This is a genomic window from Bacillus cereus group sp. N24 (assembly GCF_016483345.1).
GTDB classification, from domain to species: domain Bacteria; phylum Bacillota; class Bacilli; order Bacillales; family Bacillaceae_G; genus Bacillus_A; species Bacillus_A toyonensis.
The window spans coordinates 1-443 of sequence record NZ_JAEHCA010000095.1; the positions used below are offsets into that span (position 1 = coordinate 1).

Genomic DNA, 443 nt, shown 5'->3' on the forward strand with positions numbered 1-443 from the left:
TTATCAACGGCTTTCAAGGAGAAAAGGGAGAATTTACAGCAGCTATCTATATGGAAGCGGACGGAAGTTTGAAATTCTGTTTTCCAACGACTGAAGATCGTACCATTGGTAAATGTCCATTGTGTAAGAGTAGGGTTCTTGTAGGGAAAAGTAACTACTTATGTGAGAAATACAAAAAAGGCTGTGACTTCATTATTTTTGGTACATTATCTGGTAAAAATTTAAGTAGTAACCATGTGAAAAAGTTATTAGAAAAGAATGTAACGGATCAGATCAAAGGGTTTATCTCAAACAAAAACGGGAAGAAATTTGACGCTCGTTTATCATACAGCGTACAGGAGAAGCGATTAAAATTCTTATTCGGCAATTGAACTACCCCCACTTTCACTTCGTTTAGAAGAGGGGGATTCCTAAGTAAAGAGTTCTATCGAACTCTAATTTAT

Annotated in this window: 1 protein-coding gene; it reads left to right on the top strand. The window is 35.9% G+C overall.

Annotated features, from left to right (window positions below):
• Window positions 1-371: topoisomerase C-terminal repeat-containing protein (locus tag JDS95_RS30495; protein WP_242474213.1), on the top strand; the 371-nt coding region annotated here is incomplete at its 5' end.
• Window positions 372-443: the final 72 nt, after the last annotated feature.